At 63.2% G+C, this 20,505-nt stretch carries 19 protein-coding genes; 5 read left to right on the top strand and 14 right to left on the bottom strand.

All coding sequences use genetic code 11. The features are described from left to right. Window positions 1-4: 4 nt before the first annotated feature. From VIO10_RS03495 to VIO10_RS03450, 10 genes are all read right to left on the bottom strand, one after another. A complete protein-coding gene (locus tag VIO10_RS03495) occupies window positions 5-2,218 on the bottom strand; it encodes a bifunctional (p)ppGpp synthetase/guanosine-3',5'-bis(diphosphate) 3'-pyrophosphohydrolase (RefSeq protein WP_331959406.1) in 2,214 nt (737 codons plus the stop codon). After that, on the bottom strand, window positions 2,206-2,850 hold the full coding sequence (gmk, locus tag VIO10_RS03490; RefSeq protein WP_349259218.1) for a guanylate kinase: 645 nt from the start codon (window positions 2,848-2,850) through the stop codon (window positions 2,206-2,208). The genes VIO10_RS03495 and gmk overlap by 13 nt, the downstream gene beginning before the upstream one ends. A 31-nt stretch (window positions 2,851-2,881) precedes the next feature. After that, window positions 2,882-3,757: a YicC/YloC family endoribonuclease gene (locus VIO10_RS03485; protein ID WP_331959400.1), complete on the bottom strand. Its 876-nt coding sequence runs from the start codon at window positions 3,755-3,757 to the stop codon at window positions 2,882-2,884. Next, entirely contained in the window at window positions 3,754-4,947 is a 1,194-nt protein-coding gene (locus tag VIO10_RS03480; protein ID WP_331959397.1) for a glycosyltransferase family 4 protein, read from the bottom strand. Before VIO10_RS03480 ends, VIO10_RS03485 begins: the two co-directional genes overlap by 4 nt. Before the next feature lie 17 nt (window positions 4,948-4,964). Then, window positions 4,965-5,657, bottom strand: a complete 693-nt coding sequence (locus VIO10_RS03475; protein ID WP_331959394.1) for a glycosyltransferase family 2 protein — start codon at window positions 5,655-5,657, stop codon at window positions 4,965-4,967. Next, a complete protein-coding gene (locus VIO10_RS03470) occupies window positions 5,657-6,541 on the bottom strand; it encodes a lipopolysaccharide kinase InaA family protein (protein ID WP_331959391.1) in 885 nt (294 codons plus the stop codon). Before VIO10_RS03470 ends, VIO10_RS03475 begins: the two co-directional genes overlap by 1 nt. Continuing rightward, window positions 6,538-7,611 carry a glycosyltransferase family 9 protein gene (locus tag VIO10_RS03465; protein WP_331959388.1) on the bottom strand — a complete coding sequence of 358 codons (1,074 nt, stop codon included), beginning with the start codon at window positions 7,609-7,611 and terminating at the stop codon, window positions 6,538-6,540. The genes VIO10_RS03470 and VIO10_RS03465 overlap by 4 nt, the downstream gene beginning before the upstream one ends. Window positions 7,612-7,863: 252 nt before the next feature. After that, window positions 7,864-9,078, bottom strand: coding sequence for an NADH-quinone oxidoreductase subunit D (locus tag VIO10_RS03460; RefSeq protein WP_331959385.1), 1,215 nt, complete (start codon window positions 9,076-9,078; stop codon window positions 7,864-7,866). A 23-nt stretch (window positions 9,079-9,101) separates the two neighbouring features. Beyond that, complete coding sequence (locus tag VIO10_RS03455) at window positions 9,102-9,602, bottom strand: NADH-quinone oxidoreductase subunit C (RefSeq protein WP_331959382.1); 501 nt, start codon at window positions 9,600-9,602, stop codon at window positions 9,102-9,104. A gap of 9 nt (window positions 9,603-9,611) precedes the next feature. After that, the gene (locus VIO10_RS03450) at window positions 9,612-9,968 is read right to left on the bottom strand and encodes an NADH-quinone oxidoreductase subunit A (protein WP_331959379.1); all 357 of its coding nucleotides are present in this window, start codon (window positions 9,966-9,968) and stop codon (window positions 9,612-9,614) included. Between the two features lie 261 nt (window positions 9,969-10,229). On the opposite strand from VIO10_RS03450, the gene VIO10_RS03445 reads away from it, so the two are divergent. The 3 genes from VIO10_RS03445 to VIO10_RS03435 all read left to right on the top strand — a co-directional run bounded on the left by VIO10_RS03445 (window position 10,230) and on the right by VIO10_RS03435 (window position 13,595). Continuing rightward, window positions 10,230-11,552: a DUF1329 domain-containing protein gene (locus VIO10_RS03445; protein ID WP_331959376.1), complete on the top strand. Its 1,323-nt coding sequence runs from the start codon at window positions 10,230-10,232 to the stop codon at window positions 11,550-11,552. Window positions 11,553-11,708: 156 nt separating this feature from the next. Then, entirely contained in the window at window positions 11,709-12,788 is a 1,080-nt protein-coding gene (locus VIO10_RS03440) for a phosphotransferase (RefSeq protein ID WP_331959373.1), read from the top strand. A gap of 15 nt (window positions 12,789-12,803) precedes the next feature. Continuing rightward, a complete protein-coding gene (locus VIO10_RS03435; RefSeq protein ID WP_331959370.1) occupies window positions 12,804-13,595 on the top strand; it encodes an NDP-sugar synthase in 792 nt (263 codons plus the stop codon). Window positions 13,596-13,718: 123 nt separating this feature from the next. Here VIO10_RS03435 and VIO10_RS03430 read toward each other — a convergent pair whose 3' ends face one another. The 4 genes from VIO10_RS03430 to VIO10_RS03415 all read right to left on the bottom strand — a co-directional run bounded on the left by VIO10_RS03430 (window position 13,719) and on the right by VIO10_RS03415 (window position 19,073). Then, complete coding sequence (locus VIO10_RS03430; RefSeq protein ID WP_331959365.1) at window positions 13,719-14,927, bottom strand: CoA transferase; 1,209 nt, start codon at window positions 14,925-14,927, stop codon at window positions 13,719-13,721. Next, window positions 14,927-16,195 (bottom strand): CoA transferase, encoded by a 1,269-nt coding sequence (locus VIO10_RS03425; protein WP_331959362.1) that lies wholly within the window; start codon window positions 16,193-16,195, stop codon window positions 14,927-14,929. Before VIO10_RS03425 ends, VIO10_RS03430 begins: the two co-directional genes overlap by 1 nt. Before the next feature lie 2 nt (window positions 16,196-16,197). Then, window positions 16,198-16,890, bottom strand: a complete 693-nt coding sequence (locus VIO10_RS03420; RefSeq protein ID WP_331959359.1) for an HAD family hydrolase — start codon at window positions 16,888-16,890, stop codon at window positions 16,198-16,200. Between the two features lie 65 nt (window positions 16,891-16,955). Then, complete coding sequence (locus VIO10_RS03415) at window positions 16,956-19,073, bottom strand: transglycosylase SLT domain-containing protein (protein WP_331959356.1); 2,118 nt, start codon at window positions 19,071-19,073, stop codon at window positions 16,956-16,958. Window positions 19,074-19,212: 139 nt separating this feature from the next. On the opposite strand from VIO10_RS03415, the gene VIO10_RS03410 reads away from it, so the two are divergent. After that, window positions 19,213-19,794 carry a Maf family protein gene (locus VIO10_RS03410; RefSeq protein WP_331959353.1) on the top strand — a complete coding sequence of 194 codons (582 nt, stop codon included), beginning with the start codon at window positions 19,213-19,215 and terminating at the stop codon, window positions 19,792-19,794. 15 nt (window positions 19,795-19,809) lie between these two features. Next, entirely contained in the window at window positions 19,810-20,499 is a 690-nt protein-coding gene (locus tag VIO10_RS03405) for a YggS family pyridoxal phosphate-dependent enzyme (protein WP_331959350.1), read from the top strand. Window positions 20,500-20,505: the final 6 nt, after the last annotated feature.

The following is a 20,505-nucleotide window of genomic DNA, read 5'->3' as shown; positions in this document are numbered from 1 at the left end:
TTCATCAATGGCGAATGCCGTTTTGCTGGCCGAGGCGCGACACGCGCATGACGCCGTCGATCGCGCCGATCGAGTTCATCAGGTTGTTCAATTGACGGGCGCTGGAGACGCTGACCTCGAAGACGGCCAGCGCGCGCCCGTCGGCGCCGTGAGTCTTCACTTCGGCGGTCGATATATTCACGCCCGCCGAGGCGATCGCCTTGGTCATCGCGGCGAGCAAGCCCGGCTGATCGGCGCATAGCACTTCGAGCCGAATCGGGCGCGGCGCTTCCTCGCCGTCCTTCCATACTACGGGCACGCGCCGATCCGGATCGGTGTTGAGCGCATGCGCGCATCCCGCGACGTGCACCGTAACGCCGCGTCCGCGCGTGATGAAACCGGTGATCGCCTCGCCCGGGAGCGGATTGCAGCATCGCGCGAATCGCACCAGCATGTCGCCGACGCCCGAGACCACGACCGCACCGCTGGCGGATTTGCGCGCTTCCTTGGCGGCGCGCTCTCTTTGCGCGGGCCCCAGCGGGGTGGGTAATTTCTCGGGACGATAGAGTTTCAGCTCGGCGGGCGTCAGCATTTTCGCGAGCAACTGCGCAGGCGTGATTATTCCGTAGCCGACTGCGGCGAGCAGGCTTTCGACGTCGCGCTGCGAGAATTCCGCCAGCACTGCGTCGAGACGCTTGCCCGATCTAAGCTGCGTGACGCTGAGCTTGACCGGTTCGAGCTCGCGATCGAGCAGCGATATTCCGAGATCGCGGGAGCGTTCCGCCTGTTGACTGCGCAGCCATTGACGGATGCGCGATTTCGCACGCGCGGTGGCCGCGTAGTTGGTCCAATCCTTGCCCGGCACCTGCTTTTCGGAGGTCATCACCTCGACCGTATCGCCCGATCGAAGCCGGTAGCGCAGCGGCACCATGCGTCCGTTGACGCGCGCGCCGGCGAGATGGTTGCCGACCTGGGAGTGGATTCGGTAGGCGAAGTCGATCACGGTCGAGCCGAGCGGAAAATCGAAGACGTCGCCCTTGGGGGTGAAGACGAAAACTTCCTCGGGAAACAGATCGTCCTTGACGGTGGAGAGAAATTCCTGGGGGTCCTTGAGATTCTGCTGCCATTCGATCAGGCGCCGCAGCCATGCAAAGCGCTCGGTCTCCTTGACCTCCCTGGAGTTGCCGTCCTTGTAGCTCCAGTGGGCCGCGATTCCTTCCTCGGCCACCTTGTGCATCTCGCGGGTACGAATCTGCACTTCCATGCGCTGGCCGCGCGGACCGATCACAGTGGTGTGAAGCGACTGATACATGTTGGCCTTGGGCAGCGCGATGTAATCCTTGAAGCGGCCGGGGACCGGCTTCCAATTGGCGTGCACGACGCCGAGCGCCTCGTAACATTCGCGCAGCGTATTCACGATGATGCGGAAGGCGACCAGGTCGTAGATTTCCTCGAAGCTGAGCCCCATCTCCTGCATCTTGGAGTGAATCGAAAAGAAATGTTTGGGCCGGCCGGTGACCTCAGCGGTGACCCCGCTGTCGGAGAGGCGGCGCGAGAGGATCTCAATGACGTTGGCGATGTACTCCTCGCGCTCATTGCGTTTGGCCGCGACGAAGGCCTTCAGCGCCTGGTACGCTGTCGGATTCAGATAGCGAAACGACAGGTCCTCGAGCTCCGACTTGAGCCAGTAGATTCCGAGGCGATGAGCGATCGGCGCGTAAATTTCCATCGTCTCGCGCGCGATCTCCTGCTGCCGGTCGGCGGCGAGATGGTCGAGCGTGCGCATATTGTGCAGACGATCGGCGAGCTTGATCAGCACGACGCGGATGTCGTGGGCCATCGCGATGATCATCTTGCGGAAATTCTCGGCCTGCTTTTCCTCGCGGCTCTGGAAAGTGATCTTCGAGACCTTGGTCACGCCGTCAACAAGCTGCGCGACCTCGGCGCCGAAATCCGTCTGCACCTCCGCCAGCGACACCTCCGTATCCTCGACGACGTCGTGCAGCAAGCCGGTAACGATCGAAGGCACGTCGAGCTTGAGCTGCGCGATGATCATCGCGACGTTGAGCGGATGCGTGACGTAGGGCTCGCCCGATTCGCGCTTCTGATCGAGATGCATCCGCGCCGAGTAGTCGTACGCGCGCCGGATCAGACCGATGTCGGCCTGCGGGTTGTAGCTTTGCACCCGCGCGACGAGGCCGGCGAGTTGGTCGGGGGTGCTTTGCGCTAACTCTTCCACGGCGCGAATTCGCCGCGCAGGCGGCCGACCTTGAGCCGCTCCGCGTTTACGATCGTTTCGAGCCGCGCGACGGATTCACGAAGCTGGGCGTTGACTATCAGGTAGTCATATTCGGGATAGGCCTGGGCTTCGTCGCGTGCTTTGCGAAGCCGATGCTGAATCTTCGATTCTTCCTCGGTGCCACGGCCGCGCAGACGCCCCTCGAGCTCGGCGAAGGTTGGTGGCAGAACAAAGATCGCGACCGCATCGCGGGGATACATCGCGCGAATCTGGCGAGCGCCCTGGATGTCGATGTCGAGCAGGATGTCGCGGCCCGAAGCGATCGCGGCGTCCAGCGGCGCGCGCGGCGTGCCGTATGAGGATTCGAACACACGCGCCCATTCGGCGAGTTCGCCGGACGATTGCCTGCGTTTGAACTCTTGTTCGCTCACGAAGCTGTAGTCGATTCCGTCCGCCTCGCCTGTTCGCGGCGCGCGCGTGGTCAAGGATACCGAAAACTCCAGGCCCGCGATGGCCTTGAGCGACGCGCGCCAAATCGTGGTTTTGCCAGCCCCCGAAGGCGCCGAAAGGATAAAAATTATACCGCGTCTCGGTGGCAAAGAATCACGTGATTTCAATGGTATAGAAGCCATTAAGCAGGTGCAAAGGCCCCTCTAGTATATCCTATTCGACGTTCTGGACCTGCTCGCGCATCTTTTCCGCCTCCGCCTTTACTTCAACCGTTACTTGAGAAAGGGCGGCGTTCTGCGACTTTGAACCCATCGTATTTACTTCGCGGTTGATTTCCTGGAGCAGAAATTCAATCGACTTCCCGACCTGCCCCTTGCGCTTGAGCAGCGCCTTGAGGCCGTCGAGATGGGTGCGCAGACGCGTGATCTCTTCGCTGATATCGCCGTGCTGCGAGGCGGACGACGCCTCCTCGTAGAGGCGTTTCTCGTTGACCGGCAAGTCTGCCAGGAGTTCGCGAATCCGCTTGTGAAAATTGTCCATTATTTCCGCGCGCGTCTGCTCGGCCAGCCGTTCAATTTTCGGGACCGCCGCTTCGATAGCGCGAACCCGCGCGGCAAAATCGTTGTGCAGGCTGCGCCCTTCGCGCACCCGCTCGGCATCCAGCGCTTTCAACGCGCGAACCAGAGCCTTGTGGCCAAGCCTGAACGGCGCGGCCGAGTCGTGCTCCTCCTCAACGACGTGAAAAATTTCAGGCCGGCTGAGGATCGACCCGATTTCCGGATTGCCGTTGAGATGAAGCTGCTTGCCGAGACGACGCATTTCAGCGACGTACAAATTCGCCAGCCGGTCGTTCACCTCGAGCCGCACCGGCGGAGGCTTCAGCGCAACCGACTTGATAAAAATTTCGACCCGCCCGCGCGCCACGACATTTTGTACGGTTTTGCGAATCTCGGCCTCATGCTCGCCCCATCCGCGCGGCACCGCCAGCTTGAGTTCGAAAAAGCGCTGGTTGAGCGCGCGCACTTCGGCAATCACGCGAGTGCCGTCATGCTCAGCGATAGCCCTGCCGAACCCGGTCATGCTTTTCATGTGACTCGGCCCCTTGCTTCCCGCGTTTTTCTTACACACGCGCGATAGAGCCCGAGTGTCCGCGCGGCCATCGTCGCCATCGAATAATTTTCCACGGCGCGGGCCCGCGCCGCCGCGCCCATCTGCGATCTCAGCGCGGGCGAATCCGCCAGCCGGCCGATCGCCGAGGCGATTGCTTCAGGATTCGCCGGCGGCACGATGATTCCGGTGCGCTCATCTTCAACCACTTCGCGAAGGCCGCCGACGTCGCTTGCGACTACCGGAAGGGCGCTCGCCATGGCTTCCAGAGCGGCTACGCCGAGACCTTCTTTCAGCGACGGCATCGCGAAGACGTCCGACGCCCACAGAAGTCCGTGCGGGTCGTCGATTCTGCCGAGCAGCTTGACGCGCTCAGCACATCTGAGTTTTGCAATTTCACGTTCGAGTTCTCCGCGAATCGATCCGTGGCCCGCGATGAAGCATTTCAGCTTGACCGACGGCGCGGTCTGCGCGCGCTGCGCGATCGCTTCGATGAGATAGCGATGGCCCTTGCGCGGCTCGAGCGCGCCTACCGCCGATATCACGAACTCGCCATAGGATATTCCGAGCGCGATCCGCGCGTGGACGCGTTCCTCAGGCGTTGGCGGGTGGAAGCGGTCGCGATCCACGCCGCTATGAACAACCGTGACGCGCCGGCGATCGACGCCCGCGACCGCGAGCGAATCGGCAACGCCGCCGGAGATCGCGACCACGCCATCGACCGCGCGATTGTACAGGTACGGCGCGAAAACGCGGTTGGGCCGGTAGTCCATCCGCCGCGTAACCAGCAGCGCACGCGCGAAGCCGCGCGCAAACGGCGCCATCGAATGCGCGCGCGCGGTGTGGAAATGAACGACGTCATAGCATTCGCGTTTGAGAATCGCGCGCAGCCGGATGCCGGCTGCCAGGTCGATAGCGTTGCGGATGCGCAGCGGATGGCATCTTATGCCCGCGGTGATGGCGCGGTCCCAGAGCCGTCCCGCGGGATCGCAAATCAACTCCGCGCGATGACCGGCGGCGGCCAGCGCAACGGTCAAACCGAGCACCTGGGTCTCGCCCCCGGCGAAGCCGAGTTCGGGATCGACGCCGGCGATGCTCAGCGCGGGGGCGTCAAGCGTATTGCGATTGGGAGGCACTTGGATGGCGTCGCCAGGTTGAACTGTCTGCATCATATTACAGTTTCGCCGCGTCAGTCGAAAAATCTGTAATACAGGATTGCGCACACCGCGGTCAGCGCGTCGCGAATGCCGATCTTCTTGCCCTCTTCGTAGGTCCGTCCCGCGTACGACACCGGCACTTCGTAGATTCGCCAGCGCGCGCGCGCCGCTTTGGCGGTGATCTCCGGCTCGAAGGTGAAGCGATTGGCGCTGAGCTTGAGCGTCATCAATTTCTCGCGCACGAAACCCTTCATCCCGGTCTCCATGTCGGTCAGATTGAGATCGCTTACCATGTCGGAGAGCAGCGTCACCACGCGGTTCGCCACGTAATGCCAGAAGAACATGACGCGATGCGGCCCGGAGAGGAAGCGCGAGCCGTAAACCATGTCGGCACGGCCGTCGAGCAGCGGTCCAATCATTGCGGCATAATCCCTGGGATCGTATTCGAGGTCGGCGTCCTGCACGAAGAGGTAAGGATTTTTCGCCGCCGCAAAGCCGAGCCGGAGCGCGGCGCCCTTGCCGCGATTGACGCTGTGATAGAAACATTGAACGCGCGGATGGCTGAACTCGCGCAGAAACCCGGTAGTGCCGTCGGTCGAAGCGTCATCGACGACGATGACCTCGGGATCGAAGCCGCAATCCAGCACGCGCTCGATTACGCGGCCAATCGTCGTGACTTCGTTGTACACCGGAATCACCACGGAAATTCTGGTCCGCTCGTCCATCAGCTTCCGCTCGCCTCCCGATGCGGCGCGACAGACGCCGATGCGCGGACGGCGGCGGCTGCGCCCTTGCGCTCGTGCAGAATTCTGGCCGCGAGCATCGCGGCAACGCGGCGGCGTTGCGCGCGCCGGCGTCGCGCGGGAAACGCGGCGGCGTAGCCGCACCACACGCGCATCCGATCGGTATTCGTGACGCCGCCGAGCTCGAGCTGCCCGAGCTGAACGAGATTGCGCATCCGCGGCCGCTCGAAGCGGCTCAGAATCGTGCGCCGGGTGCGTTCATGATCGATGAAAACGAATTGCGGCGGCTTAAGTCCGGTGACGAAGATGTTGAACGGCGTCAGGTCGCCGTGGATATATCCGGCGCGATGCAATCGCGCGACCTCCGCGCCGAGCGCGCGCAACACGACGCGCCTGGACGCGAGCTTCGCGCGCTTCAAATAGCGCGCAAGATTAGACCCGTCGATGCGCGCGGTTACTATGATCTCGCGTCCGCCGCGGCGCTCGGCGCCGAGCAGCAGAATCTCCGGGACTCCGACGCCGGCGGCGCGCAGATGCTCCGAGATCAACGCAGCGTGCGCGGCGCGCCTGCGCCTGAATATCCACCTGATTCGATTCAGGCCACGGATCGGGTCGAGCACTTTGAAATAGGCGTTCGGACCCCCGACCTGATCGAAATTCTCGAACCATGTCTCGGCATGGCGCGAGCGGCGTACGCGAGTCGCCAAGGCGCCGTCGATGGCGGCAAGTGCGGAATCGATCAGGCTCTCGCGAAACCCGTCTGAAAATCGCGCGGCGTAGGCCGGGATGAAGAAGGTCCATCCTCCGCGCGTCAACGGCACCCGGTCAAAGCCCGTCATTTGCCAGGTCATCTTGCGCCAGGTCATCCGGCCGCTCCACGCATCGCGAGCGCGCGCCTCAAGTTGGCAGTGACTTCTTCGGGGGATATTCGCCGCATGCATTCGCGCCCGACGGGGCATTGACGAAGATAGCAGGGTTGACACGGGATCGCGCCGCTGATTGCGAGTTCGGCGAAGCCCCACGGCGCGGAGCGCTCGGCGGCGGTGGCGCCCCACAGCGATACGACCGGGCATCCCACGGCGGCCGCGATATGCATCGGGCCGGAGTCGGGTCCGAACGCGACGGCGCATTGGGGAAAGATCGCGATCAGATCGCGCAGCGAGGTGCGTCCGGCCAGATTGAGCGCGGGGACGCCGTCGAGATGGCGCATGACCTGGCCGGCGAGTCCGGTTTCGCCGGGACCGCCGAGCAACACGGGAAATAAGGCAGGGCTGCCGGCGCCGGGGCGCGCGAGCATCCGAATTACCGCGGCGGTCGATTCAGGAAAGTAGATGCGGCTTGGCCACGACGAGCCAAGGATCACGGCCAGGATCGGACGCGGCGCATCGCGCAGCATCTCGATCGCGCGGGCGCGTTCCGCGTCCGTCGCGGCGAGTCCGAATTCGATCGGTGACGGCGCAATCCCGAGCGCGTCGCCGAACGCCTGGTATTGCAGGAGCTTCAGGCGCATGTTCGGCTGCGGCGCGATCCAATGATTCGAAAAAAGGTGGTTGAACTCCTTGGTGTTCGGCTTGGCGAAACCAAAACGAACCGCGGCGCCCGAGATTCGCGACGTGATGCCGCTTTTGAGATGACGCTGAAGGTCTATCGCCAGATCGAAATGCCCCTTGCGAATTCGCCGCAAAAACCCAATGAACGTCCACGGCGCGTGCGTGCGATCGAACACGATCGCTTCGTCGAGCCATCGATGGTGGTCGAGTAACCGGCTTGACTTGGGTTCCACCGCCCACGCGATGTGCGCATCGGGCCATGCATTGCGGATGCGGCCGAGCAAAGGAAGCGCGCGCACCACGTCGCCGATCGCGCCGAGCAGCACTATCAGCACCCGGCGCGGAGGCGGCGCGATTTGCGTAGCGATGGCTTCAGGAGAGGACATTTTGAGAAAGCTTGATTATATGTGAAACCCACCGTGGGTTTGCAGGGGTGACCCCTGCCCCCAGTGTTAAGGCCGCGCTCCGTTGTCGCGCGCGGCCCCTGCCAACGGCTTAATACTGCGCTGCCGTCGCCACGGCCAGGGGTGACCCCTGCCCCCGGTAACGAATCGAAAAATCCGCGCGGCGCGTCTTTTTCTCTCGGGCGTAATACTGGCCAGCCGTGCGCCTAGTGAAAAGTGAGAAGAGAAGACGGGCTAGCGATCGCACTCTCCGCCGATCATGTTGATCATGCCGAAGGTCGCGATGATGTCCGGGATCATGCGGCCGATGAGCATCTTGTTGAGCGCGCCCATGCCGAGAAAGCACGGCGGGCGCACGCGCACGCGATACGGCCGGCCGCTGCCGTCGCTGACGACGTAAAAGCCCAACTCGCCGTTGGCGGCCTCGACCGCCTGGTAAACCTCGCCGGCGGGCACATGGATGCCCTCCATGATCAGCTTGAAGTGGTTCATCAGGCCTTCGATCGAGCTGTACACCTTCTGCTTGTCGGGCAGCACGACCCTGGGATCGGTGATGGTGACGGGACCTTCAGGAATCGCCGCGAGCGCTTGCTCGATGATGCGCTTGGACTGATACATCTCCTGGAAGCGGACGTTGAAGCGATCGTAATTGTCGCCGCGGTCTCCGGTGGGGATTTCGAACTCCATCCGGTCATACACCAGGTACGGATGCGCCTTGCGAACGTCGTAAGGCACGCCGGCGGCGCGCAGCAGAGGACCGCTCAGCCCGTAGGAGATTGCCTCCGGCTGCGACAACTTCCCGACTCCCGCCATCCGGTCGATGAATACGCGATTGCGGCTGAGCATCTTGTCGCAGTCGGAGAGAACCTGATCGAGGCGCGCGAACGAAGCTTTGATCCGATCGGCGAAGTCCGCGGGCAGGTCATGGGTCACGCCGCCGACGCGGCACCATGTCACGGTGACTCGGGCGCCGGTGACAGCCTCGATCAAGTCGTAGAGAAACTCACGCGCCTCGACCATGTACATGCCGGCGGTGGAGCCGCCGACCTCGTGCGCCGCCATCCCGAGGCAGGTCAGGTGGTCGGCGATGCGCGAAACCTCGCTCATGATCATGCGCACGTACTTGCATCGCTCCGTCGTATCGATGCCGAGCAGGCGCTCGACGGCGAGCGCGAAGCCGACGTTGTTGATGCAGGGCGAGGCGTAATTGAGGCGATCGGTGTACGGGAAGCATTGGGTCCAAGTCCCCTGCTCGCACATTTTTTCGAATCCGCGATGCAGGAATCCGACCTCGACGTCGCAATCGACGATCCGCTCGCCGTCGAGCTTGAGGTTGAACTTGATGGTGCCGTGGGCGGCGGGATGCGAAGGCCCCATCTGCAGTTCCATGATCTCGTCGGAGGGGTCCGACGGTACGATTTTGTCCTTCCAGCGCGCCGGTAGTGCCATGGCTTGTATCGGGTCGCGTGTCTTCAGCGCGAGGAGCGAATCGGATTCACGACCGGGTCGATCTCCGGGACGATCGGTTGGCGTTTGTTGTAGTAGTAATCCTTGCGCAGCGGATAACCCTCGAACGAATCGTACATCAGGATGCGGCGCAAATCGGGATGGCCCTTGAAGACGATTCCGAACATGTCGAAGCATTCGCGCTCGAGCCAGTCGGCGGCGCCCCACACGCCAACGACGCTGTGGACCCAGGGATCGGCGCCGTCCACGCCAATCTTGACGCGGATGCGATGGGCGAGGTTGAGCGAGTTCAGTTGATAGACGACCTCGAAGCGCGGTTTGCGCTCGGGCCAATCGACGGCGGTCACGTCGGTCAGGAAATTGAAATCGAAGTCAGGCTCGTCGCGCAGCGCGCGGAAGAAATCATACGCGCGTTCGCGATCGATGGTGAAAGTTTCCTCGTCGCGTGCATTTTGCGCGTCGAGAATTTCCCCGCCAAAGCGTGCTTTCAGTTTTTCAATCAACATCGATCACAGCTAGTCCCAATCAAGCGCGCCGCGCTGCCAGGCGTAGAGCAGGCCGACGCAGAGAATCGCGATGAAGATAAGCGCCTCGACGAAGCCGAACATCCCCAGATAGCGCAACTCGACCGCCCACGGATACAGAAAAATCACCTCGACGTCGAAGATCAGAAACAGGATCGCCGTCAGATAAAATCGCACCGAGAACCGCCCCCACGCCGAACCGCTCGGCGGGTTGCCGCATTCGAAAGCCTCGCTCTTGACCGCAGCACCGGCACGCTTGGGGCCGATCAGCATGTTGATCGTGCACATGACGCCGACGATCACGCCGGCGACAAACAGGGTCACAGCCACGGGATACCAGGTTGTCATTCTCGAGCCGCCTACAAGGACTTCTTATCTTGATATCAATACCTGATGAGCGGGTGTTTTGGAACGATCGCCGATTTTTTAGCAGGGGTGGCCGCCGTCGGCAAGCGCTAATCGGGCCATTAGACCCCCAACCCGTTTGTCATCATTAGCCCTATTGACGACTCCGAGCCGCAGGACTAATTAGCAGCGTAGAATGTAAGCAGATTGTTGCGGGACAAAATTCCAAACGCCGGCAAGCACTTGCCGAAAGAGGGAGTCAACATGAAGCGCGCAATCGGATGGGGAGCCTGGTGCGGCGGAGTTCTGACTGCTGTGATGCTTGTGGTCGGGATTACCAATGCGCCGGCATCGGCTCAGGTAAGACCCGGGGATCTCATCACCCCGGACAACGCGGCAAAGGTCCAAGAGCTGCTCCCGCCAGGCGCATATGCACGCGTCCAGCACGGCATGGAGATGAAGATCGAGCCAACCGAGCGCATAGACTGGCCTCAGCCCTACACCGAGGCGACCGAAAAGTACTCGAGCCAGACCAGACTGACCCCCGACCATCGCAGCCTGATTGGCTACGTCGCGGGTCAGCCGTTTCCGATCATCGACGCTAACGATCCGCTGGCAGCCGAGAAGGTGATGTGGAACGGAGTCTTCCGGCCAATATCCACGGACGACTACGATCTGCGCTGGTTCGATTGCGACAGCGTGTACTGGGGCTACAACAAGCCGTACTTCTCGATCAATGACATCGAGATTGGCCACTACGCGGGCTACAACGAAGTCGGACGGACCGAGGTGCAACCGCTGCCGATCGATCCCGATTTCAACACAACTCGGCGCTTTTACGAGGCGCTGCTCTATCCGGTTCTGTCTCCGGCTACCTCTCGCGGCAACGGGATCCTCAAGTTCCGCTACGCCGATCCAACGAGGGATGACGACAGTTGGACCTGGGAGCCCGGTACGCGCCGGCTCCGGCGTCTGAGCTACACGATGAGTGACACCGCGGCAGGCGCGCAGGCTTACGATCCCAACCACTACGAGGGCTGGAGCGGCAAGCCCGAGGACTACGATTTCAAGTTCCTGGGCGAAAAGACGATGCTCGCCGCCGTCGACATTCATCGTAGCCCCGATCCGCGCTGCCCAACCGACGGCGGCGCAAGCCATTGCCCGGACCCATGGCAACTCAGGCGGCTCTACATGATTGAGGCCAAGGCACGGCCGGGACGGTACGCCAGCCCGCTTTACAGCCGCGAAATTATTTACATCGACTCGGAGGCCGACTTCCCGATGTTCGTGGACATGTATGACCGTGGGGGCCAGTTGTTCATGAACTACACCACGTGGATGAACTATGCCGATCGGGCGCGCCCCGACTCGCGCATCGCGATTTACCCGTTCAAGCGCGAGTTCCAGGTCGGATCCTCGACGACCAACGTGCAAAGCGGGTTTTCCACCGTTTGCTACCATCCGTCGCTGAGCGCTCCGTCAGCGGAGAGTTGGTTCATCAACATGGGCGCCGTGGATCGCGAGTGGTTCACTCCCGAGGCAATGGCGCGCGCGGCCGAGGGCGGGCACGGGATAGCAGGCGACTGATGGCCGGCATGATCGAGTGAAGAAAGTCGCGACTGATTGAGAAATAAACCGGCGCGGCCACCAACGGCCGCGCCGGTTTTTCGTCTTTTACTTTTCACTCGTCACCGGCGTTCCTCATACTCGCGCAACCGCAATTCCGCCGCTAGAATCCATCACGTGCAACCCGACAACGCGTTCGAAATATGGGCGGCAAAGGCGGTCACGCGGCGATGGCCGCGCGCGCGCGTCGACAAAATCGCCGCTCTGCGCGGCGATCTCTCAACCCGCCGTTTCTGGCGCGTATCGATTGCGCAGCACGCGGCAAGCATCGCCCCGCGGGGCGAAACCGGCGCGCCTGCCACCGCTATCCTCGTCGATCTCGGCCCCGACGACTTCCCCCGCTACGTTCACGCACTGAATCTTCTGCCACGGCGCCGCGGCGAGCCGCCATGGATCGACGTGCATCGATCGCTGGAGTCGATCGGCGCTCCCGTTCCCGCACTCTACGATGCGGACCTCGCCCGGCGCGCGCTGCTGGTGGAAGATGTCGGCGAACTTTCCCTGCTCGACGCCGTCCGCCGTCCCGGCGCCGACGCCGCGGACCTGTTCCGGCTCGCCACCTCCGAACTGATTCGCCTGCACGCTGACGGCACCGGTCAAATCGACCGCCGATGTGTCGCGCGGGAGATCGCTTACAGCGGCCGGCTGTTCGAATGGGAGATGAAGGAATTTGCGGAAGTTGGCCTTGGCGTCGTCGCACCGGGCGCCGACTTTTTACCCATCGCACCCGAGCTGAAGCAGCTGGCCGCGCGGCTCGATCGCTTTCCACGTGTGTTCTCGCATCGCGACTACCACGGCCACAACCTGTTCATCCAGGACGGTCCGCGAATTCGAATCATAGATTTTCAGGATGCGCTCATGGCGCCGGCCGCGCAGGACCTCGCCGTGCTCCTGACGACCCGCGACACCGATGAATTCATTACCCCGGCAATCGAGCGCCGCATCCTCCTCTTCTACTGCGGGGGCCTCGCGCGGCGCGGCGTCCCCACCACGCTCGACCCGGCGGAATTCATGAGCAGCTATCGCCTGTGCGTCTTGCAACACGCGCTCAAGATGATCGGACGCTTCGAGATGTTCGAGCGCGGCGGCAAAAGCGGATACCGTCCCTACATTTCGCATGCGCTCGCACAGGCGCGCCGGATGCTTGCTCAGATGCCCGCCGAGTTTCCTGAACTTTGCGCGGCGCTCGGCGCTTAGCAGGGCGTCTATCTAATGAAGGCATTGGTACTGGCAGCCGGGATGGGCGAGCGGCTTCGCCCGCTGACTGAGGTGACGCCGAAACCGATGCTTGAACTCGGCGGGCGGCCGTTGATCCATTATCCGCTCGCGATGCTGCGGCGCGGCGGCGTCACCGAGGTCGTAATCAACGTCCATCATCTGGCGTCCGCCATTCGGCGCGGACTCGGCGACGGATCGGGGCTCGGACTGCGGATCACGTATGCGCCGGAGCCGGTTTTGCTCGGCACTGGCGGCCCGCTCAATGGCCTCCGGGAGTTTCTGGGCGGGATCGAAAGCGAAAATACATTCATAATCGCCAACAGCGACACGATCCTCGATCTCGACCTGCGCGCGATGCTCGCGTTCCATCGCGACCGCGCCGCACTCGCCACCATCGCGCTGTTCCGGCCCGCCAATCTCGATTACTACAGCCGTCTCGAAATCGACGCCGGCCAAAAACTCCGCCGGATGCGCCTGCTTGCGCGCCACGACCCGCTTCAATACGACGATTACCCGGCCGACCTGGATGACAACCTTGCCGGATCGCTCTCGCCGTTCATGTATTGCGGCGTGATCGTAGCGGATCAGGCGGTATTTGACCTGATGCCGCCGGCGCCGCCCTGGAGCCTGATGGCCGGCCTGTTCGCGCCGATGGTCGCAAACGCAATGCCGGTGTTCGGCTACGTCCATCGCGGCTACTTCCGCACGATCGACGATCTCAAGAGTTACGACGCGCTCAAAGCGGAGTTCGCGTCGTCGCCCCCACCGGGAATTCTCGCCGGCTGAACTTCACCAACCGAGCGGCAAGGCGGCTGCGCCCGACAAATGCAATGCGATTCGCGGCTACCGCGGCTGCGCCATGTAGCCGCCGTACTCCAATTTGAAGCGCAGCAACGGCCCCTGCTCCTGCTAGATCAGCACCTTCGCATCCTTGAGCCGCGCGATTTCCGCGGCGCTGTACCCGAGCAGCTCGGTCAGGACTTCATCGGTATGCTCGCCGATCATCGGCGCGCCGCGATATTCGAGATCGATCGCGCCGAAATCCACCGGCAGTCCCGGAACGACGCGCTCGCCGACTTCGGAATGCTTCAACTTCACGAGCATGCTCGAGCGGGCGAAGACCGGGTCCTTCATCAATTCGGGAGTGCTATAGACCGGTCCCGCGGCGAGACCGCGCGCGCGAAGTTTCGCGACCAGTTCATCGCGCGGATGGACGCGCGTGCGCGCCGCGATTTCGCGCTCGAGCTCCTCGACGTTCGCGAGGCGGCCGAACAGTCGCGTGAACTTCGGATCGGACGCCATCGAAGGCGCTCCGAGCGCCTCGCACAGCTTGGCGAACTCGTCGTCGGCGGCGATCGCAATCGCGATCCATTGGTCGTCGCCTGCCGCCGGGAACACGCCATGCGGCGCCATCGATTCGTCGCGATTCCCAATCGCGGCCTCGTCGCGCCCGTTCATCAGAAAATCCATCATCGCTTCGGGCATCATGGTCGTAACCATCTCGGCCATCGACAGGTCGAGGTACTGCCCCTGGCCGGTCCGATCGCGATAGTGCAGCGCCGCGAGCAGGAAGAACACCATGGCGGTGCCCACCGCGAAGTCCGGCCAGGTTCCTCCGATCCCGCACGGGAACGAATCGGGATAGCCCGTGATATGGCACAGCCCGGCGAAGGCCTGCGCCGTCGGCCCAAAGCCGACACTACCGGCGAGCGGACCGTCCTGGCCGAGCGGAGTCCCGCTCAGCATGATTATGTCGGGTTTGATTTTAACCAGATCGTCGTAGGCGAGATTGTATTTCGCCATGTTGCCGACGGTGAAATTTTCGGTGACGAAATCGCTCTGCCGGATAATCTTGGCCGCGATTTTCTGCGCCTCGGGCATCGCAAGATTCAGCGCGATGCTGCGGCGCGAGGAATTAATCGCGTGAAAAATTCCGCTGCGGTTGGCGCCAATAGATCCGTCGGTGCCGGTCAGAAATCGCACCAGGTCCGGCGCGCCCGACGTCTCGATCCTGATTACGTCGGCGCCCAGCGCGCCCAGCCATGCGGTCGCGTGCGGAACTGAGTAGATCCACCCGAAATCCGCGATCCGGATTCCTTCCAGCGGCCGGGTTCCCATCAGATGATCCCCGCCGCGGCGAGTCCCGCGAGCTCCGCATCCGACCGCCCGATTCTCTGGCCAAGAATCTTTTGATTGTGCTCGCCCAGCCGCGGCGCTCCGCGCACGATTCGCCACGGCGTGCGCGTGAACTTGCACGGCGCACCCGGCATCCGTACTTCGCGGGCGGCGGAATGCTCGAGATCGATGAAAAATTTCCGCGCCTTGTATTGCTCGTTGCCCGCGACTTCGGCCGGGGAATGCACCGGGAAGCACGGCACGTGTTCCGCCTGCGCCCTTTCGAACGCCCCGGCGCGAGTCTGGGTAGATAGCCAATCGATTACACCGGCTTCGATCGCGTCGATATGCGCGGCGCGGCCCAGCACGGTGTCGAACAGCTCGCTATCCATCCACTCGGGATTGCCCATCGCCTTTTTCGCGCCGCGCCAGAAGCGATCGGTGCCGGCGCTGAAGCTCACCCATCCATCCTTGCACGGATAAACCCACTGCGCGGCCCTTTTGCTGCGGGTCGAGAGCCGCTGGAACGACGGCGAATCGGGCGTCTCATGAGAGTAAAACCCGATATTGGGACGAATCATGCTGACCATCGAAAGCCACTGGCCGACGTCGACATGCTGCCCCGCGCCATTAGTCTTTCGGCTGTATAGTGCGCACATCGCGGCGGCCGCCGCTGTATAGCCAGTCAAATAGTCAGACTGCCTGCCGCCGAGCTTCAGCGGCGGTTGATTCGATGGATCGGTTACCTGATGCCACGGGGTCTCGTAGCCGACGCCGCTCATGTGCGTGGCGACCAGGTCGCCGCCGCGCAGATTCCGGTAGGGCGACTCGGCGCCAAAAAAAGTTATCGACACGACGATCAGCTTCGGAAATCGGGCCGTGAGCGTGCGCCAGTCAATCCCGAGCTTCTCGTTCAGTTCCGGACGATTCGGACTGAAAACGATGTCCGCCGGCGCGAGTAAATCGAGCGCAAGATCGCGCCCGCGCCGGTTTTCCAGGTCGATCGTCACGCCGAGCTTGTTGGTGTTGAGGTAGAGATGCAGCCCGCCGGTTTCGGGGTCGGGCAGCTCGTCGCGAAACGGTCCCAGCGCGCGTTCCTTCGATCCCGTTCGCGGCGGCTCGACCTTGACCACCTCGGCGCCGAAATCCGCGAACGACTTCGCGGCCATCGATGCGGCCAGAAAAGGCATCGTGTCGAGGCACGGCAGCTCGACCACCTTGAGGCCTTCGAGCGCGCGCGGCGGCTCGCGGAAGGGCTCGAAACGCGCCATCGCTACTCGGCCATTTCCGCTTTCAGATTGTCGAGGAGGCCGATCAACTCCGCCATCGAGCGAATCACGTAGTCGGGTTTGAAATACGGATGGGTCTGCAGGTATTTGAACGACGCCGAGCCGGTGGCGACCGCGACCGACGCGCCGTAGCCCGCGCCGAGCGCGGCCATGATGTCGCGCGGCTCATCGCCGACGTACATGCAGGCGCGGGGAAGTATCGCCGCCTTGAGCGCGGTCTGCTTGAGGCTCTCGGTCTTGTCCAGCGCTCGCAGTGTGCTCGTGGTCTGCGTGACGACCTGGTCCAGGTACGAGGCGAGCCCGACCATCGCGAGCTTCTCGACCAGGCGGCGCGAATCACCCGGGCGGCTGGTGATCACCCCGGTCGCATAGCCGCGCCGTTTGAGTTCGGCCAGCGTATCCTGCACGTGCGGCAGCACCTCGAGGCGCTCGGTCTTGTCGACTTCAGCCAGGAAGTACGCGTACGCGAGCTTCACGTACTCAGGCCTGAGATGCTCCGGCACTCCGAGCCATACGTCATCGCTGGAAAGCGCCTCGCGAAAGCGCTCATGGGTGAGCGGCGGCTCGTGGCCGAGTTCGTCGAGTGCGTTTTTCGCGGCGATATACAACGGGCCATGGATATCGACCAGGGTGCCGTCGAGATCGAAAAAGACCGCCTTGAATTTGCGCGATGCCAACAAAATTCCTCGAGCTTCCCAACCGGAGTGTGTGGAGATGCCGAGCGAACTGTCAAGCGGGGCCGCTAGGGGCTGCGCTGATACAGCAGCAGATACTCGCGCCGACCTCCAATCACCTTCTTTACGTACTCGCGCGTCTCCTTGTACTCGATATTCTCGACCCACTCGTCATCGGAGCCGGAAGAATCGGCCAGCCACTTCGAAACCGCGTGCTCGCCCGCGTTGTACGCCGCGACGGCTCGAAACGCGTTGCCGCCGAACATCTCCAGCAGGTTTTTCAAATAGGCCGTCCCCAGCTCGACGTTAACCGAGGGATCGTAGAGACGGATCGCCTCGCTATCCATGCCATGCTCGGACGCCATCTTCTTCGCCGTCGACGGAATCAACTGCATCAGGCCGCGCGCGTTCGAACTCGACGTGGCGTTGGGGTTAAACAAACTCTCCTGGCGCGCCAACGCGAGCACCAGGTAAGGGTCAAGCGCGAGCCGGGTGGACGCGGACTCAAAGAGATTCCAGTACGCGCGCGGATAGCGAACCCGCTCGGCGACGGCATGGCTAATCTGCCCATTTTTTTCCATGTGCGTCGCAGCCACGATCGCGTCATACCACGCATCGGCGCTCGCCAGTCCGGCCAGCACGAAACGCCGCATCTCGACGGTGCCTCCGGCATGTGCCTCGAGCGCCTTCAACTCGGCGGGCTCAAGTTCCTTGAGTCCCATCGCGCGCAGCGTTCGAAGCCGCGCCAGGTGAAACTCGGCGACACCGGTGACGGCAGGCGCCGCGCCGTATTGTGGGTTCGGCGCCGACGCGGCCGGAAGATCCGGTCTGGCTGCCGCGACGCGCCGGCTGGCGAGTTCGGGATAGTAGTTGGTGTCGGTGCTATCGGCGAGTTTTGCGAAAATCGCGCGAGCGTCGGTGGAATCGCCCGCATTTTCCAGCGCACGCGCACGCCAGTACTCGCACATGTCGAGATTGGTTGCATCTTTCGCGCGAGCGCCGGCAAGCTTGAATCCAGCCGCGGCGCTGCGGTAATTGCGCGCCAGATACAACGTCCAGGGTATGCGAAACCGCGCGTCCTCGGCGGAGTCGCTGCGGGGATAGCGCGCAGCCAGGCGTCGATATTGCGCACGGGCGGAATCAAGCCGGTGCTGTTCTTCGAAAATTCTGCCGACCCGGAGCATCGCACCGGGGGCGCGCGCGCTGGCCGGGAAATTCGCGACGAGTCTGTTCAGCGTCGCACGTGCCAGCTCGTCTTGATCGTCGTGCCAGTAAATTAGCGCCAGCGCTTCAAGCGCAGCCGGCGCGTCGGGTCCGCGGGGCGCGATTGCCAGATACTCGAGGATCGCGCGCCGGGCGCGGCCGGGTTCCGCTTTCAGCGCTCGCGCGGTCACCCACAGCAGTTGCGCGCGAACCGATTGCTCCGGCGCCATCGCAAGCCCCGCGCTTGCCTGCGCCTGGGCCGCGGACAAATCGCCCTCGCGGAGCAGCAATTCGGATTCGTCGCGATGATAAGCGAGTGAAGCCGTGTCGGCGAGCTCGGGGTTCGACGCGAGGAGCGAATGGGCAATCATGCGCGCTTCGCCGTCCGAGTCGGAGCGCGGATACTTGTCTCGCAGTTCCATCGCGTCCGCATAGGCTGACTTTGGATTCCCGAGCGCGATGAGCGCGCGCGCTTGTGCGATGCGCGCGCGCTGCTCGATAGACGCTTCGGGCGTCCGCGCAATCAGCCGCGACGCGACGGCAGCGGCCTCGGCGTTGCGGCCGAGCTTCAGCAGATTGTCGGCCCGGATAATCTCGCCGCGGTCGATCATCACGCTACCCGGATACGACCTGACGAGCCGATCGAGCGTGTCTGCCGAGGCGTTCAGATCGCCCTGGTCGCGCTGAGCGAGCGCAAGGTAGAAGAGCGCATAGTCACCGAGTGCGGGAAAATTGTCGGCTGCAAATTTGAGACGATCGATCGCGCGCGCATTGTCGTGGCTCTGATACGCGCGATAACCGTCGAGGAACGCCGCCTGTGCGTCGGACGGCGGCTCGATGGGCGCGGCGATGGGACCGGCCGGTGGCGCGGCTTGCGAGGACGCGGCTGCTGAATCGGCACGGGCGGGCGCCGACGCGCATCCGGCGAGCAGCATCGCGGATAGAATCACCAGCGCGCCATCGCGCCACCATTTCGCTATCATCTGATCTTGGTTAGCGCATGCTGGAAGCGTCTTCAATTGGGCATCACCCGCCAAGACGGTTCCCCGGCGCGACATGGGAGCGCCGTCAGGCAACTGAAAAAACGTCAGGCAACCGAAAAAGCGTCAGGCAACTGAAAAAATGGGCGATTCAAGCAAAGTGATTCTTGCCTCGGCGTCGCCGCGGCGCCGTCAATTATTGGGGGCGGCGGGAATTTCGTTCGAAGTTATCGAAAGCCTGGTGCCGGAGCGGCGCCTTACGGGCGAGCCGGCGCGCGACTACGCACTCAGGATGGCGCGGGAAAAGGCCGGCGCGGTTTCATCGCGGTTCGCGGAAGCGATTGTGATCGGCGCCGACACCATCGTGATGTGCGAGACTCAAATTCTGGAAAAGCCCGCCCATCCTGAGGACGCGCGCCGGATGCTCGAGATGCTCTCCGGGCGCACTCACACGGTCGTGACTGCGTTTGCATTGGCGCGCGGCGGAAGCGTCCTGGAGAGTTCGCCGGTCGAGAGCCAGGTCACTTTTCGCAAACTGTCCGAGGCCGAAATCGACGATTACATTGCCACCGAGGAACCATTCGACAAGGCCGGGGCGTACGGAATTCAGGGCGTTGGCGGTGGATTTATTTCCCGCGTCGAAGGATCGCGCGACAACGTGATGGGCCTGCCGACAGAGCCGGTCGTCGCGGCGCTGGCGCGATGGGGCGTGAAGCCCGCTTAGCCGAGGTCGCGGGAAATGTCGATTGGCAATGAAATTGAACGGCGGCTGGAGATCGTGCGAGCGCGGATCGCCGCGGCCGCCCGCCGCGCCGGCCGCAATCCCGCCTCGATTCGGCTCGTGCTCGCGAGCAAGACGCAGCCAAGCGAGGCGATTCGCGCCGCATCGCAGGCAGGCGCGCGCGATTTCGGCGAGAACTACGTCCAGGAGGCGATTGCGAAGCGCGCGGAGCTGGCGGACTTGCCCGAAATTCGATGGCATCTGATCGGCCATCTGCAAACCAACAAGGCAAAGACTGCTGCCGGCGCGTTCGCGCTCATTCACAGCGTCGATTCGGTCCGCCTGGCCGAGGCGCTGGGGCGGGCGCAACCGTCGCCGCGCGTCCGCGCGCTCATCGAAGTGAATCTCGGCGCCGAGGCGAGCAAGACCGGAGCGGCTGCGGACGGAGTCGCAGCCCTCCTGGACGCGGTTCGCGGCAAGATCGAAATCGACGGCCTGATGACGATTCCGCCGCCCGGCGCCGGCGCCGAGACGACGCGTCCCTACTTCGTGCGGCTGCGCGAGATGCGCGATCGCCTTGCAGTGCATTCGGGGCTTGCGCTAAGCGAACTCTCGATGGGCATGACCGACGACTTCGAAATCGCCATCGAGGAAGGCGCGACGATCGTGCGGATCGGGCGCGCGGTCTTCGGCGAACGCACGGCGTGAAAACGT

Source organism: Candidatus Binatus sp. (assembly GCF_036567905.1).
Lineage (GTDB): Bacteria > Desulfobacterota > Binatia > Binatales > Binataceae > Binatus.
Note: the sequence above shows the minus strand (reverse complement) of the source record. Positions and strands in the feature narration are given on the sequence as shown.

Excerpts from the sequence above, each read along its gene's own strand:
- gmk (WP_349259218.1), bottom strand. The coding sequence starts at position 2,850 with ATGGCTTCTATACCATTGAAATCACGTGATTCTTTGCCACCGAGACGC.
- VIO10_RS03485 (WP_331959400.1), bottom strand. The coding sequence starts at position 3,757 with ATGAAAAGCATGACCGGGTTCGGCAGGGCTATCGCTGAGCATGACGGC.
- VIO10_RS03480 (WP_331959397.1), bottom strand. The coding sequence starts at position 4,947 with ATGATGCAGACAGTTCAACCTGGCGACGCCATCCAAGTGCCTCCCAAT.
- VIO10_RS03475 (WP_331959394.1), bottom strand. The coding sequence starts at position 5,657 with ATGGACGAGCGGACCAGAATTTCCGTGGTGATTCCGGTGTACAACGAA.
- VIO10_RS03470 (WP_331959391.1), bottom strand. The coding sequence starts at position 6,541 with ATGACCTGGCGCAAGATGACCTGGCAAATGACGGGCTTTGACCGGGTG.
- VIO10_RS03465 (WP_331959388.1), bottom strand. The coding sequence starts at position 7,611 with ATGTCCTCTCCTGAAGCCATCGCTACGCAAATCGCGCCGCCTCCGCGC.
- VIO10_RS03460 (WP_331959385.1), bottom strand. The coding sequence starts at position 9,078 with ATGGCACTACCGGCGCGCTGGAAGGACAAAATCGTACCGTCGGACCCC.
- VIO10_RS03455 (WP_331959382.1), bottom strand. The coding sequence starts at position 9,602 with ATGTTGATTGAAAAACTGAAAGCACGCTTTGGCGGGGAAATTCTCGAC.
- VIO10_RS03450 (WP_331959379.1), bottom strand. The coding sequence starts at position 9,968 with ATGACAACCTGGTATCCCGTGGCTGTGACCCTGTTTGTCGCCGGCGTG.
- VIO10_RS03445 (WP_331959376.1), top strand. The coding sequence starts at position 10,230 with ATGAAGCGCGCAATCGGATGGGGAGCCTGGTGCGGCGGAGTTCTGACT.
- VIO10_RS03435 (WP_331959370.1), top strand. The coding sequence starts at position 12,804 with ATGAAGGCATTGGTACTGGCAGCCGGGATGGGCGAGCGGCTTCGCCCG.
- VIO10_RS03430 (WP_331959365.1), bottom strand. The coding sequence starts at position 14,927 with ATGGGAACCCGGCCGCTGGAAGGAATCCGGATCGCGGATTTCGGGTGG.
- VIO10_RS03425 (WP_331959362.1), bottom strand. The coding sequence starts at position 16,195 with ATGGCGCGTTTCGAGCCCTTCCGCGAGCCGCCGCGCGCGCTCGAAGGC.
- VIO10_RS03415 (WP_331959356.1), bottom strand. The coding sequence starts at position 19,073 with ATGATAGCGAAATGGTGGCGCGATGGCGCGCTGGTGATTCTATCCGCG.
- VIO10_RS03410 (WP_331959353.1), top strand. The coding sequence starts at position 19,213 with ATGGGCGATTCAAGCAAAGTGATTCTTGCCTCGGCGTCGCCGCGGCGC.
- VIO10_RS03405 (WP_331959350.1), top strand. The coding sequence starts at position 19,810 with ATGTCGATTGGCAATGAAATTGAACGGCGGCTGGAGATCGTGCGAGCG.